Annotated in this window: 12 protein-coding genes and 1 other RNA gene; 8 read left to right on the forward strand and 5 right to left on the reverse strand. The window is 62.3% G+C overall.

Going from position 1 to position 14,621, the window contains the following annotated elements; all coding sequences use genetic code 11:
• Positions 1-75 precede the first annotated feature (75 nt).
• Both KEC16_RS09275 and KEC16_RS09280 read right to left on the reverse strand, forming a co-directional pair.
• Positions 76-903 carry a universal stress protein gene (locus KEC16_RS09275; RefSeq protein WP_211548134.1) on the reverse strand — a complete coding sequence of 276 codons (828 nt, stop codon included), beginning with the start codon at positions 901-903 and terminating at the stop codon, positions 76-78.
• A gap of 56 nt (positions 904-959) precedes the next feature.
• Positions 960-3,287, reverse strand: coding sequence for a sensor histidine kinase (locus KEC16_RS09280; protein WP_211548136.1), 2,328 nt, complete (start codon positions 3,285-3,287; stop codon positions 960-962).
• A 166-nt stretch (positions 3,288-3,453) separates the two neighbouring features.
• On the opposite strand from KEC16_RS09280, the gene KEC16_RS09285 reads away from it, so the two are divergent.
• The 3 genes from KEC16_RS09285 to ffs all read left to right on the forward strand — a co-directional run bounded on the left by KEC16_RS09285 (position 3,454) and on the right by ffs (position 5,479).
• A complete protein-coding gene (locus KEC16_RS09285; RefSeq protein WP_211548138.1) occupies positions 3,454-4,887 on the forward strand; it encodes a thioredoxin-like domain-containing protein in 1,434 nt (477 codons plus the stop codon).
• 108 nt (positions 4,888-4,995) lie between these two features.
• Positions 4,996-5,301 carry a hypothetical protein gene (locus KEC16_RS09290; RefSeq protein ID WP_211548140.1) on the forward strand — a complete coding sequence of 102 codons (306 nt, stop codon included), beginning with the start codon at positions 4,996-4,998 and terminating at the stop codon, positions 5,299-5,301.
• Between the two features lie 81 nt (positions 5,302-5,382).
• An RNA gene (gene ffs / locus KEC16_RS09295) (signal recognition particle sRNA small type) lies at positions 5,383-5,479 on the forward strand.
• A gap of 34 nt (positions 5,480-5,513) precedes the next feature.
• On the opposite strand, the gene KEC16_RS09300 is transcribed toward ffs, so the two are convergent.
• Positions 5,514-6,569 (reverse strand): peptidoglycan DD-metalloendopeptidase family protein, encoded by a 1,056-nt coding sequence (locus KEC16_RS09300; RefSeq protein WP_211548142.1) that lies wholly within the window; start codon positions 6,567-6,569, stop codon positions 5,514-5,516.
• Between the two features lie 224 nt (positions 6,570-6,793).
• Here KEC16_RS09300 and groES point away from each other — a divergent pair, with 224 nt between their 5' ends.
• The 5 genes from groES (at position 6,794) to KEC16_RS09325 (ending at position 12,042) form a co-directional block, all read left to right on the forward strand.
• Positions 6,794-7,081, forward strand: coding sequence for a co-chaperone GroES (gene groES, locus KEC16_RS09305; protein ID WP_211548145.1), 288 nt, complete (start codon positions 6,794-6,796; stop codon positions 7,079-7,081).
• A 39-nt stretch (positions 7,082-7,120) separates the two neighbouring features.
• A complete protein-coding gene (groL, locus tag KEC16_RS09310; RefSeq protein ID WP_211548146.1) occupies positions 7,121-8,764 on the forward strand; it encodes a chaperonin GroEL in 1,644 nt (547 codons plus the stop codon).
• 130 nt (positions 8,765-8,894) lie between these two features.
• Positions 8,895-10,265 carry an aspartate aminotransferase family protein gene (locus KEC16_RS09315; RefSeq protein ID WP_211548148.1) on the forward strand — a complete coding sequence of 457 codons (1,371 nt, stop codon included), beginning with the start codon at positions 8,895-8,897 and terminating at the stop codon, positions 10,263-10,265.
• A 140-nt stretch (positions 10,266-10,405) separates the two neighbouring features.
• Positions 10,406-11,641 (forward strand): 5-aminolevulinate synthase, encoded by a 1,236-nt coding sequence (hemA, locus tag KEC16_RS09320; RefSeq protein ID WP_211548150.1) that lies wholly within the window; start codon positions 10,406-10,408, stop codon positions 11,639-11,641.
• Between the two features lie 26 nt (positions 11,642-11,667).
• Positions 11,668-12,042 carry a hypothetical protein gene (locus KEC16_RS09325; RefSeq protein WP_211548152.1) on the forward strand — a complete coding sequence of 125 codons (375 nt, stop codon included), beginning with the start codon at positions 11,668-11,670 and terminating at the stop codon, positions 12,040-12,042.
• Positions 12,043-12,060: 18 nt separating this feature from the next.
• On the opposite strand, the gene qhpR is transcribed toward KEC16_RS09325, so the two are convergent.
• Positions 12,061-13,113, reverse strand: a complete 1,053-nt coding sequence (gene qhpR / locus KEC16_RS09330; protein ID WP_211548154.1) for an AraC-like transcriptional regulator QhpR — start codon at positions 13,111-13,113, stop codon at positions 12,061-12,063.
• Positions 13,114-13,201: 88 nt separating this feature from the next.
• On the reverse strand, positions 13,202-14,608 hold the full coding sequence (gene eat, locus KEC16_RS09335; protein ID WP_211548156.1) for an ethanolamine permease: 1,407 nt from the start codon (positions 14,606-14,608) through the stop codon (positions 13,202-13,204).
• Positions 14,609-14,621 lie beyond the last annotated feature (13 nt).

The raw sequence follows: 14,621 nt of genomic DNA on the forward strand, positions 1-14,621 counted from the left end.
CCCGGCACGGGCGGGCTTTCGGCCCTGAAAGCCCGAGCGGCACCTGAGCCGCCCGGCACGGGCGGGCTTTCGGCCCTAATGACTCATCAGTACCGGTACGGTCATATGGCGCAACAGATGGCGGGTGGCGCCGCCCAAGACCAATTCGCGCAGACGCGACCGGCCATAGGCGCCCATGACGATCAGACCGACATCCTCATCGGCGGCCCGCGACAACAGCATCTGACCGACGTTCAAATCCTCGGCGCGCACGTGTTCACACACGGCGTTGACACCGTGGCGGGTCAGATGCAGGCAAATGTCGGCCCCCGGAATATCCCCGTGGCCGGCCATGCCGCCTTCGGGATTGACGGCCATCACATGCACTCGCTTGGCCTGCTTGAGCACCGGCAAGGCGTCGTGCACCGCCCGCGTCGCCTCGCGTGAGCCGTTCCAGGCCACCAGCACCCGTTCGCCGATGCTGGGAAAATGGCCGGCATCGGGAACCAGCAGAACCGGGCGACCGACGTTCAAGATCAGGTTGTCGGCCAGCGGCCGATCCCCTTCGTCCAGATTGGCGCCCTGACCGATAATGGTCAGATCGGCATAGCGGGCGTGCAAGGCGACACTGTCCCCCAATTCACCATCGACGTCGCGCCATTCGGTGGTGACGCCCGCCGTCGCCGGAATGGCATCGAACAAGGCGCGAGCCTCTCGCGCCGCCTCGGTATTGAACGCTTCGCGCACGCGGTCGATTTCCGGGCCATATTGCGCGGCGATGAATTGCGGCAATAACGGCCGGGTCCGCACGTTCAGCGCGATCAGGTGGCTCTGCTGGGCCCGAGCCAGCGCCCCCGCCAGTTCCAGGCGCGCCTTGCATTGCGGAGTATTGTCCACATGGACCAAGATATCCTTGAACGCCATCGCCTTTTTTCTCCAGACGTTTCCCATCTCGGCCAATCATAGACCGGGTTAAGTGGTCACACCAGTCCTGACGCGCTGCGGAGATCAATGACGAAACAGGCCCCGCCGCCGGGCGCCTCTTCGGCATGAATGGTTCCCCCCAGGCGATCGACGATGCGTCGGCAGATGGCAAGCCCCATCCCCAAACCGTCGATCCCGTCATGGACGCCACCACGCTTGAACAGACCGAAAATCACCTCGCGCTGATCTTCGGGGATGCCGGGACCGTCATCGCTGACGGTGATGATGGTGCGATCCTTGCGCCGCACAGCCGCCACCCGCACATGGGCCGGGTGGGTGGTGGAACCGTATTTCAAGGCATTGCCGATCAGGTTTTGCAGCACGCTGGTCAGTTGGGGGGGATCGGCCATGACCATGGGCAGAGCCTCGGCGACGCTGACCTTGCCGCCGGTTTCGGCGATGACCGGGGCCAGATCGGTTAACACCACGTCCACCACTTGCCCCACCGAAACCGGACGCGGCGCCGCGCCCCGCGTGCCGATACGGGCATAATCCAGCAGCGCCGCGATCATCGCGCTCATGCGCTGCGCCCCTTGCTCGGCGAATTCCATGAATTCACGCGTGTCGTTGTCCAGATGCGGGGCCAACGCCCGCCGGCTCAGGGTGACGAAGCCGGAAACCGAACGCAGCGGCGCCTGCAAATCGTGGGAAATGGCATAGGCGAAATTTTCAAGGTCGGCATTGGAACGCCGCAATTCATCCACCAGAATCTGATTTTTCGCCTCGACCCGCTTGCGAACCGCGATGTCGCGGAACACCACGACCGCGCCGCGCTGGTCGCCGTCATCCCAAGCGTTGACGCTTAATTCCACCGGAAAGCTGGTGCCGTCCTTGCGCCAGAACAGATCGTCCTCGACATAGCGGGGTTTGCCATCGACCAGGGTTTGGTGAACCGGGCAATCCGTCTTCGGTTTGGGGGTGCCATCGGCCAAGGAATGGTGAATCAGATCGTGATGGGGACGACCTTCCATCTCGGCCAGGCTCCAGCCGGTCAAATGCTGGGCGGCGGGATTGGCGAAAACGGTCAGCCCGTCGCCATCCAAGGCGATCAGGCCATCGGCGGCGTTCTCTAAGATCAGGCGGTTCTGGCGCGACAGATCCTTCACCTCGCGCTCCATGCGCCGCCGTTCCAGTAAACTCAGGCGCAGCGTCCCGGCCACCTCCGCCGTCTCCATCAATTCACGGCCGACGATCCGCGCCGAAAGCGGTTGATCCAGACGATTGGCGGCCAAATCGACCAGATGGCGGCGCAGCGCCAGGGCCGAAGCCATGGCCCGACTGACCAGCAGCACCGCCGCCATCGCCAAAAGACAGGAAACCAACAGCAAGCCGGCATAAGAGGCCATGACCAGCCGTGCATGCGTTTCCGCCTGATTGGCGGCCAGAACCCCTTCCTGCGTCGCCACCGCCATGATCGCCGCCGCCGCGTCCAAAGCCGGCACCGAAGCCGAGGTGTAATGACCGACCGGCTCTTGCGGGACGCGCCCGTCGGTAAAAGCGCGCAGCACCACGTCCTGAAGCGGCCGGAAATTGCGCAGCACCTCCGTATCGACGCGCAACAGAGCCTCACGCAAGGCGGTATTGTTGGTCAAGGCGACTTCGCGCCGAAGATTGTTCAAGGCCGTATCGCCCTGGCCGCGCAAGCGGGACAGTTCCTGCATGTCAGGCTGTGCGGGCACTTTTCCCGCGGCCAAGGCGGCGGCGATGCGCGATGATTCCACCCCCAAGGCGTTGCGCAGATCGAAAGCCTGCAAGGTGATGCGCGTCAACGGCGGCAACGAATCCGTCGCCGCCAGCAGGAAGACACTTTCCGGGACGCTGGCCAGGATGGCGGAAACCGCATTAAACCACTGATCGGCAAACAACGGATCGCGCTGATCCTGCGGCACGGCGAGCAAAGCGTCGGCACGCAGGCGCAATTCGGCGATCACCTGCCCCTGGCGCGACAATTTCCGCGCCAGGGCGGCATGGCTTTCGTCAAGCCGCTGAAGAGTGGCGGCGAATTCGCCATCGGAAAGGGCACGACGCTGATCTAAAAATTTGCGGTCATCGGCACCGACCGGTTGTCCGGCATGCAGCACGACACTGGTCCGGCCCCGTTCGAAAGCCAAATGCTGGGCGGCCCGCACCAGATGCCCGATGGTCACTTCCGCCCGGCGCAGCGTCTGGGTCTGTCGGTACTCAGCCAGATGGCGAACGAAATCACTGATAATCCCGACCGAGACAATGATCAATAGACCGGCGATCAGGACGGTCAGTACCCATTGTATCGAGACACGGTGCCGAAGGCCGCCATCGGGCGGCTGTGCATTGGGTTTGTGCATAGGGGGCGCAATACCAACGAAAGTTACAATGACGCAATCTAAAGTTTGACACAGTTTGTCCCCAGGGAAAACCGGCTCCCTCCCCCCTTATAAAATCTGCCAGCTATTCCCACTTCAAAGAACAGGCATCCTGCCTGATTTTCTTTTGCATTTCAGGGAATTGCGCATGTTTGGATTGACGCGAGCCCCGGACTTCGCCCTCCCCGATCTGACATGGTTCAATGTGGAAAAGCCACTGACCCTGGCCAATCTCAGGGGCAAGTTGGTGCTGCTGGATTTTTGGACATTTTGCTGTATCAATTGCTTTCACACCCAACCGATCCTCAAGGCCTTGGAAGACCGATTCCCGACCGAGCTGACGGTTATCGGCGTCCATAGTCCCAAATTCGACCATGAGCGTGATCCGCGCATGGTCGCCCAGGCCATTGCCCGTTATGACATCCGTCATCCGGTGGTGCACGACCCGGACTTGCGGCTGTGGGACGCTTATTGTATCCGCGCTTGGCCAACCTTGGTCTTGATCGCCCCCGATGGCCGGATCATCGGCCAGTTGTCGGGCGAGCCCCACCCCGATTTGCTGCCACAGGGCGTCACCGGCATGATCGACCGCTTTTTTGCCGCCGGGGCCTTGCGGCCGCACCCGCAAGAAACCTGCATCCCCGCGGAAACCGGCGGCCGCCTGCGCTTTCCCGGTAAAATCAAGCACGGTCCCGGCGGCATTTGGGCGGTGGCCGACAGCGGCCATCATCAAGTGCTGTTGTTGGACGATAGCGGTCGGGAGATCAGCCGTTACGGCAGCGGAACACCGGGCTGGAACGATGGCCCCGCCCCCAGTTTCAACGGCCCCGAAGGCATCGCCGTGGACGAAACCAGCATCTTCGTCGCCGACACCCGCAACCATGTGATCCGCCGCATCGACCGCGCCAGCGGCGAAACCACCACCATCGCCGGTCAAGGCTGGCGCGGCGGCACCTTGGGCGCCCCCGCCCCGGCGACTGAAACCGCCCTGGCTTCGCCTTGGGATATGGAGATTTTGGACGACACCCTTTATTTCGCCAATGCCGGCAGCCATCAATTGGGCGCCATCGACCTGAAATCGGGTTTGGTGCGGGTGGCGGCGGGGTGCGGCGGCGAAAATCTGACCGACGGTCAAGGCAGCGAATGCCGGCTGGCCCAACCCTCGGGACTGGCCCTGTGCGCCGACAGTCACAGCCTGTATTTCACCGACGCCGAAACCTCGTCCTTGCGCCGGCTGTGCCTGATTTCAGGACGGGTGGAGACCTTGGTCGGCCATGGCCTGTTCGATTTCGGCTATCGGAACGGCGCCATGGCCGAAGCCCGCCTGCAACACCCCCTGGGCGTCAGCATCGCCAACGGCCGCTTGTTCGTCGCCGACAGCTACAATCACGCCATCCGCGTGGTCGATCCGGTTACCGGCATGGTCAGCGACCTCAACCACCTGACCGGGCCGCTGGATGTCTGCGAACCTGCCGGTATCGCCGCCGATGGCGACGACCGCTTATTGCTGTCGGACACCAACAACCACCGCATTCTCGAGGTCAATCTGCGCACCAACACCATCCGCGCTTGGGCCGCCTGAGAGTCCGCCCCAGACAGCGCACGCCTTCCAATCCCCCTGAGGTATCCGCCTGATTGCAAGACTAAAGTCTTGATTTTATCCTGACCTTGGTTCGGGAAAGGATTGCTCATGGCAGCGAAATCGCGCTCGCAGATCATCGGCGAAATCGAAGATTACATCGACAAGAATGGCGGCAGTTTTGGCCAATGGTTCGTCGGCTGTACCGGCGCCCCCAAGGCCATGCTGTTTTCCCAACACGGGGTCAAGCAAACGGGCGACGCCTGGATCGCCCGTCAGGCCAAGGATGATCTGGATGCTCACGACGTGGTCGAATATTTCGTCGGCACCAAGCGCAGCAAAGGCCGCGCCAAAGAACGCCGCGACACCGACCTCTATGTCTATGCCTTCAAGATCAAGAGCCACACCCGCGTCTGAGCCCGGCTGAAACCGGTCATTGCGAGAACGGCCAAGGTTTGTTCTTGCAATCGGCGGCGCAAGTCCCGATATTCCGCCGCGGGAGGCCGGCGATGGACGAGCCTGTCGCCAAACCGGTCAGGTCCGGAAGGAAGCAGCCGTAACGATTTCTGGTTCGGGTCGTTGTCCGGTCTCCCACCCTTTGAAAACGCCGCCCCCATGGGGCGGCGTTTTCATTTTCTGGCGCAGGAATAAGGCCAGATGCGCTTGGCTCCGGCCGGCAGGACCGTGCCGTCATTCATGATCACCGGGACCAGGACGGCCTTTTGATCGTCAGGCAAGGCCTTCAACCCGGCTGAAGCGAAAGGCGGCGCATCGCGGTAAAAAGCGACGGGATCAAGCCAGGTGCCGTTTTCGGCGATGATGCCGGTTCCCGAATCGGCGTAGCGCGGGCCATCGGCTTGCCAGGCGGCGAAGTGAATGGCCGGTCGGCGATGGGCCGCTTGTCCGCCGCCCCCCTGCGAACCCGGACCGGTGCCGGAATTGCCGCTTGGCCCCAGGAATTGCCCCATGGCCACCCTGTCCCCCACATGCAAGTCCGGCATGGCGTTCAAATGGGAATATTGGGTGTAGGTCCAAAACGGCAGACCGGTGTCTTCGGGGGAATGGCGCAGGTTGACTTCACGCCCCCGCATCGAGGTTTCGCCTCCGTAAACCCCTACCACCGTTCCGGCGGCGGCGGCCAGGATCGGCGTATCCCAGGGCATGGGAATATCGATTCCGCCATGCAGCGCCCCGGCTTTTCGGTTTTTAAATCCGTAATCCATGGCGAAAAAATCGTCAATTCCCGGACACAGGGTGTTGTCAGGAAAGAGCGGCCCCATTCCGGTGGCCAGCAATCCACGGGCAACGGCGCCATTGATGCTACAGCCATGCGTCACTTCCAGGGCGCAGCTCAGCGATGACGGCAGGTCCGAACCGGAAATCTTGTCGGTCTGGATCGAGGGATCGCCGCCGCCGGGCGAGGGAGCGCCGGCATAACGGCCCCAAGGGCGTTTCATGTACATGCCGGCCAGTTCCTCGACATTAAGGAACCCATCGCCGTTTCCATCCAGCAACTCGAAATTGCCGCGTCCAGACCATTCCGTCCGGCTGATGCGGCCATCGCCGTCGCTGTCGATTTGCTCGAAATTGCGTTCGGCCAGCTTGAAATTCTGCGCCAAGGCGGGAACAGCGACCAGCGCCAGCAGGCTGGCCAAGGCGAACGAAAGACGTGGCATTTCACCCATGACAGGCGATCTCCTTGCGGCGCGGGGGCGTTGCCCGGATGATCATCGCAAACCCATTGTTTTTCAACTATTTGTGCTGTTGATGGCGAATTTTGCGGCTTTGTCCCTTGACTCACGCCTGACCTGACACTAGATGGTTGGCACTCGTCGAGGGTGAGTGCTAACACCTTCCTCCCTCGGCATTTCCATTCCTGGAACCAAACCGCATTGACGGAGGTTTTTTTATGAAGTTCCGCCCACTCCATGATCGTGTGTTGGTGAAGCGCCTTGACGCGGAAGAAAAGACCGCTGGTGGCATCATCATCCCCGATACCGCCAAGGAAAAGCCCATGCAGGGCGAAGTCATTTCCGTTGGCTCCGGCGTTCGCGGTGAAGACGGCAAGGTCGTTGCGCTCGACGTCAAGGCTGGTGACCGCATCCTGTTCGGCAAGTGGTCCGGCACCGAAGTCAAGATCGACGGCGAAGACCTGCTGATCATGAAGGAATCCGACATTCTGGGCATTCTGGCCTAAGAATTGTTCCCGCTATTACGGACTTAAAGGTTCAATACAATGGCTGCTAAAGAAGTTAAATTCTCCACTGAAGCGCGCGCCAAGATGCTGCGCGGCGTGGACATTCTCGCCGACGCCGTCAAGGTGACCTTGGGCCCGAAGGGCCGCAACGTCGTCATCGAAAAGTCGTTCGGCGCTCCGCGCATCACCAAGGACGGCGTTTCCGTCGCCAAGGAAATCGAACTGTCGGACAAGTTCGAGAACATGGGCGCCCAGATGGTGCGCGAAGTGGCCTCGAAGACCGCCGATCTGGTCGGTGACGGCACCACCACCGCCACCGTGCTGGCTCAGGCCATCGTCCGCGAAGGCAACAAGGCCGTCGCCGCCGGCATGAACCCGATGGATCTCAAGCGCGGCATCGACCTGGCGGTTGAAGCCGTCGTCGCCGACGTCAAGTCCCGTTCCAAGAAGGTCTCGACCAACGCCGAGATCGCCCAGGTCGGCACCATCTCCGCCAACGGCGAACGTGACATCGGCGACAAGATCGCCGAAGCCATGGGCAAGGTCGGCAATGAAGGCGTGATCACCGTCGAAGAAGCCAAGGGCTTCGAGACCGAGCTGGACGTCGTCGAAGGCATGCAGTTCGACCGCGGCTATTCCAGCCCGTATTTCGTCACCAACGCCGAAAAGATGACCTGCGAACTGGACAGCCCCTACATCCTGCTGTTCGAAAAGAAGCTGTCGGGTCTGCAGCCGTTGCTGCCGGTGCTGGAATCGGTGGTGCAGTCGGGTCGTCCGCTGCTGATCATCGCCGAAGACATCGAAGGCGAAGCCCTGGCCACCCTGGTGGTCAACAAGCTGCGCGGCGGCCTCAAGGTTTCCGCCGTCAAGGCTCCGGGCTTCGGCGATCGCCGCAAGGCCATGCTGGAAGACATCGCCATCCTGACCGGTGGCCAGGTCATCTCGGAAGACCTGGGCATCAAGCTGGAAAGCGTCACCTTGGAAATGCTGGGCACCGCCAAGCGCGTGACCATCACCAAGGAAGACACCACCATCGTTGACGGTGCCGGCGTTCGCGGCGACATCGAAGCCCGTTGCAAGCAGATCCGTGCGCAGATCGAGGAAACCACCTCGGATTACGACCGTGAAAAGCTGCAGGAACGTCTGGCCAAGCTGGCCGGCGGCGTGGCCGTGATCAAGGTCGGCGGCGCGACCGAAGTGGAAGTCAAGGAGCGCAAGGACCGCGTCGATGACGCCCTGCACGCGACCCGCGCTGCCGTCGAAGAAGGCATCGTCCCCGGTGGCGGCGTCGCCCTGCTGTACTCGGTGCGCGTCCTCGAAGCCATCGTCGTCGCCAACAACGACCAGAAGGTCGGCGTCGAGATCGTTCGTCGCGCCCTGCAATCGCCGGTGCGTCAGATCGCCGAAAACGCCGGTCATGACGGCGCCGTGGTTGCCGGCAAGCTGCTCGAATCCAACGACACCTCGTTCGGCTTCGACGCTCAGACCGGAACCTATGTCGACATGATCAAGGCCGGCATCATCGATCCGACCAAGGTGGTCCGTACCGCCCTGCAGGACGCCGCTTCGGTCGCCGGTCTGCTGATCACCACCGAAGCCATGATCGCCGAGAAGCCCAAGAAGGATTCCGGTCCGGCCATGCCCGGTGGCGGCATGGGCGGCATGGGTGACATGGACTTCTAAGTCCAGTCTTCCTGGCATTCGTGTCGGAAAGGCCCCCTTCCTTCGGGAGGGGGGCTTTTTCTTTGCCGCACGGGGTTGGAATACGGGCCGGCTTGGGTCTAATCTGACGCCCCGCACCGCCGGAGGCATCATGACCAGCGTTTCCGAAGCCGATATCGCCCATTTGTTTCATCCCTACACCAACCTTGCCCGCCACCCCGAGACCGGCCCCATGGTCATCACCCACGGCGAGGGGGTGCGGGTGTTCGACGAAGCCGGCAAGGATTACATCGAAGGCTTGGCCGGCTTGTGGTGCACGGCCCTGGGCTGGGGCGAGGAACGGCTGGTCGCGGCGGCGGCCGAACAGATGCGCAAGCTGCCGTTCTATCACCTGTTCACCGCGAAGACGCATGAACCGGCAACCCGGCTGGCCGAGCAACTGGCTGGCCTGGCCCCCGTCGCCGACGCCAAGGTCTTGTTCGCCTGTTCGGGATCGGAATCCAACGACACCGCCATCAAGCTGATCTGGTACCGCAACAACGCCCTGGGCAAGCCCGACAAGAAAAAGATCATCGCCCGCGAACGCGCCTATCACGGCGTCACCATCGCCACCGCGTCCCTGACCGGATTGCCGGTCAATCAACGCGGCTTCGATCTGCCCATCGACCGCATCTTGCACACCGGCAATCCCCATTACTGGCGCTGCGGCCAAGCCGGCGAGACCGAGGAACAATTCGCCAGCCGCCGGGCCGAGGAATTGGAACAATTGATCCTGGCCGAAGGCCCCGACACGGTGGCCGCTTTCTTCGCCGAGCCGGTGATGGGAGCCGGCGGCGTCATCGTCCCCCCCGCCACCTATTTCGCCAAGATCCAGGCGGTGCTGAAGAAATACGACGTGCTGCTGGTCGCCGACGAGGTGATCACCGGTTTCGGCCGCACCGGCCAGATGTTCGGATCGCAGACCTTCGGCCTGCAACCCGATTTGATGACCGTGGCCAAGGGGCTGTCATCGGGATATCTGCCGATTTCGGCGCTGATCGTCGCCGGCCATGTCTATGAACCGATCAAGGCTCAGGCGGGCGAAATCGGCAGCTTCGGCCATGGCTTCACCTATGGCGGTCATCCGGTGTCGGCGGCGGTCGCGCTGGAAACCCTGAAAATCTACGCCGAGCGCGATATCTTGGGCCATGTCGGCCGAATCGGGCCGGTATTGCAGCGTGGGCTGCGCGCGCTGCAACAACATCCGCTGGTCGGCGAGGCCCGTGGCATCGGCCTGATCGGCGCCGTCGAACTGGTCGCCGACAAGGATCGCCGCACCGCCTTTGATCCCAAGCTGGCCATCGGCGCCCGCGTGGTGGCCAAGGCGCAGGCGCATGGGGTGATCTTGCGGGCCATGGGCGACGCCATCGCCTTCGCCCCGCCGCTGATCATCTCGGAAGCGGATATCGACGAGATGCTGGGCCGCTTCCGCCTTGCCCTTGACGAAGCTCATGGAGAGCTGGCGGCCGCCGGTGTTGTCTGACAACAAGCCCAATCCGGGTGGGGACATTACGGTGATGTTAGTTGCGCCGTGTCTCTCCATTCTTTTAGGATCGGCTCAATTACAGTGAACCTGCGTCGCGCGGACAGGATTTGGTTCCGCGCCGAGGGAGATGGACCCTGATGGATTACGAACACTATTTCGCCAAGCGTATCGCCGACCTGAAGACCGAAGGCCGTTATCGCGTTTTCGCCGACCTGGAACGCCGTTGCGGCGAATTCCCGGTGGCCCGGAATTATCGCGACGGCAAGGTTCACGACGTCGTGGTGTGGTGTTCCAACGACTATCTGGGCATGGGCCAACACCCGGAGGTGCTGGCGGCGGCCAAGGAAGCGGTGGATCGCTGCGGCGCCGGCGCCGGCGGCACCCGCAACATTTCCGGCACCAATCATTACCATGTGCTGCTGGAAGAGGAACTGGCCGCCTGGAATGCCAAGGAATCGGCGCTTTTGTTCACGTCGGGCTATGTCGCCAACCAGACGGCGCTGTCGACCTTGGGCTCGACCATTCCCGGCATCGTCGTGTTTTCCGACGAACTCAATCACAATTCCATGATCGAGGGCATCCGCCACGGCCGTTCGGCCAAGCATGTGTTCCGCCACAACGACCCCGAACACCTGGAACAATTGCTGTCGGCCTATCCGCGTGAGACGCCCAAGCTGGTCGCCTTTGAATCGGTTTATTCCATGGATGGCGACATCGCCCCCATCGCCGCTATCTGCGATGTCGCCGAAGCCCATAACGCCATGACCTTCTTGGACGAAGTCCATGCCGCCGGCATGTACGGGGCCGAAGGTTCGGGGGTGGCCGAACGCGACGGCGTGCGCGACCGCATCACCATCATCCAGGCGACCTTGGCCAAGGCCATCGGCGTCGTCGGCGGCTATATCGCCGGTTCCACCGCCATGGTCGATTACGTCCGCAGTTTCGGCCCCGGCTTTATCTTCTCGTCGTCGATGCCGCCCATGGTCGCCGCCGCCGCCTTGGCCTCGATCAAGGTTTTGCGCAACACCCCGGAAATCCGCGACCGTCACCAGGAACGCGCCGCCACCTTGAAGCGTCTGTTGGCCGAACAAGGTATTCCGGTGATGGACTCGGTCAGCCACATCGTCCCGGTGATGGTCGGCAACGCCGCCTTGTGCAAACAGGCGTCGGATTTGCTGCTGACCAAGCACAACATCTATGTGCAGCCGATCAACTATCCCACCGTGCCGGTCAATACCGAACGCCTGCGCATCACGCCGACGCCGCTGCACACCGACGAAATGATGGCGCATCTGGTCAAATCCTTCGTATCCGTTTGGGATGAGTTGGAATTGCACAAGGATCATCCTAAAAAGGGGGTCGCCGCCGAATAGGCGGCCCCACCACTGAAAGTCCCCTGATGAAAAAGTTTCTGGTTCTGGCCGCCCTGACCGTCCTTGCCGCCTGCGGCGATGGCGACATCCGCGAGATTTCCCGCCACCCTGCCCCCGATGGCAGCCGTGACGTGGTGGTCGGCTCGATGAAGGCCGGCGAATCCGAACCATACATGGTGGTGATGACCGCCAAGCCCGGTGACAATGCCGGCAAGGGCGCGCGGCTGTTCCTGGCTGATCGGGGCGACGCCCCCAAGGTCACCTGGGACGCCCCCGATCACGTCACCATTTCCTGTGACAACGCCCGGGTATGGTCCTATCGCAGCTTTTGGACCAACCCCAATGGCGGCAACACCATCGCTGTGGCGTTGAAATGCGGCACCGACGGCTGGAAGGGGTGATCCCCGTTCCCGTTTCCCTTAGCCTTCGCGCCAATGCATCGGCGCCACGTCGAACCAGCGGCGAAAGGCCCGGCTGAACGCCGACAATTCCGAATAGCCCAGCAGATCGGCCACATCCGACAACGGGATGTGGCGCTGGCGCACATAAAGCGCGGCCAGATCGCGGCGAACGCTTTCCACCGCCTCGGAAAAGCTGGTGCCGGTTTCTCCCAGGCGGCGTTGCAGGGTCCAGCGCGGCAAATCCAAAGCCTCGGCCACCTCTTCCACATGGGGATAGCCATCGGCGAGGCGCGAGCGGATTTCCGCCCGCACCCGCTCGATGAACGGCGCTGCCCCGGTGCTGCCGGCCAACGCCGTCAATTGATCGCGCAAGCGGGTCAGCCGGGCCAGATCGCCCTCGGGCATGCGGCGGTCAAGATCGGCGTCACCGAACACCACGCAATTGGTGCGCTGGCCAAAATGAACCGGCGCGTCGAAAGCCCGCTGGTGCTCGCGCCAATCCAGCGGCCGCAAATGCTCGAAATGCACTTCTTCCGGCGCCCAGCCATTGCCCAGACAGGCGCGAAAAACATTGGCGAACATGCCCATGGTCAACTCGGCGTCCTGGCGCCGGGCCATGATGCGGCCATCCAAAATCCGGTATTCCAGCCGCAACAGCCCGCCTTCCTTGGCCAGACGCGTTTGCGTCGCCTGTTGATGGAACGGAAACAAGGTGGCGACGTTTTCCACGGCCGCCCCCAAGGTGGGCGAGGCCAAGGCGATCTCACCGATCAGCCCCAGGGCGCGGGGTTGGAATTGCTGGCCGAACCACAGGCCGAAATTGTCGTGGCGGGTTTCGGCGGCGGCCAATTCCATCATGGCGCAGTAATCGCCCAAATCCAGCGCCAACAGCGGATCACCAAGGGCGTGATCGGGCACCCCGGCTTGCCCCAGCACCCGAGCGGCGTCACCGCCATGGCTGTTGATGAAGCCGGACACCCCCGAGGCAGCGGCGGCCAAGACGTTGCGTTGCCCGTTTTCCCGGCATGCCGCCAAGCGGGATTGCCTATTTCGCACGCTTTTGCCCGTCATCCTGGGTCTCCCCCGTGGGACTTTGCCGATAATACGCAAAACCCCTGCCAGACTTGCGTCTGGCAGGGGGAAATCACGTCAACCGACCTTAATCGGCCATGGAGCGGGCCTCGACCTGGGCCAATTCCAGCAGATCGTCGGCCTCGGCGTTTTCGCGCAAGCCGGCGGTGAAGCGATAGAACAAGAAGGCCACCGCGAACAAGACGACAAACAACCCGAACACCAACTGGTTGAAGTAAATCATCGTCACCAGGGCAACCACCGCCATGCCCAGGGCGATGGCCGGGAACACCGGAAAGAACGGCGCCTTGAACGGACGGTCCAAGGCCGGCTCGCTGGCCCGCAGCTTGAACAAGGCGGCCATGGACATGATGTACATGACGATGGCGCCGAACACCGACATGGTGACGATGTTCGCGGTCAACGACGCGCCGCCGATTTCGATCAAGCTATCGGAGAAGATGGCGGCGATGCCGACGACGCCACCGGCCAGGATGGCGGCCACCGGGGTCTTGGTCTTAGGATTGACCTTGGCGAAGGTCGGCGGCAGGAAGCCGGCCCGCGACAGGGCGAAAATCTGGCGCGAATAGCCCATGATGATGCCATGGAACGAAGCGATCAGACCAAACAGACCGATCCACACCAACATGTGCAGCCAGCCCGAGGATTCGCCGACCACCGCCTTCATCGCCTGGGGCAGCGGATCATTGATGTTGGAAAGCGCGTTCCAGTCGCCGACGCCGCCGGCGAAAATCATCGTGCCAAACGCCAGAACCACCAGGGTCAGGATGCCGGCAATATAGGCCTTGGGCACCGTCTTGGTCGGGTTCTTGGTTTCTTCGGCCGCCATGGCGGCGCCTTCGATGGCCAAAAAGAACCAGATGGCGAAGGGAATGGCGGCGAAAATGCCGGAGAACGAACCGATGGTGAAGCTTTCCTCGCCGCTCCAGCCCTTGGCGGCGAAATTGGCCCAGCTAAAGCCGGGCTCGACCACGCCCATGAAAATGACCAGCTCGATGATGGCCAAGACGGTGATGAACAATTCAAAGGTGGCGGCGATGGTCACGCCGGCGATATTCAACCCCATGAACACCACATAGGCGCCGACGGCGGCCAGTTTCGGGTCAAGCCCAGGAAACTGCACGTTCAGATAGGCGCCGATGGCCAAGGCGATGGCCGGCGGAGCGAAGACGAATTCGATCAAGGTGGCGAAGCCGGCGACGAAGCCGCCCATGGGACCAAAGGCCCGATAGGAATAAGCGAACGGACCGCCGGCATGGGGAATGGCGGTGGTCAGTTCGGTGAAGCTGAAAATGAAGGTGGTGTACATGGCGGCGATCAACACCGTCGTCACCAAAAAGCCCAGAGTTCCGGCGGCGGCCCAGCCGAACGACCAGCCGAAATATTCGCCCGAGATCACCAAGCCGACGGCAATGCCCCACAGGTGCAGGCCGGACAGGCTACGTTTGAGTTCTGGTTTCGTGTTTTCGGACATGGAATGTCGCTCC

It is taken from the genome of Magnetospirillum sulfuroxidans (genome assembly GCF_018224925.1).
In the GTDB taxonomy this organism is placed as follows: domain Bacteria; phylum Pseudomonadota; class Alphaproteobacteria; order Rhodospirillales; family Magnetospirillaceae; genus Magnetospirillum; species Magnetospirillum sulfuroxidans.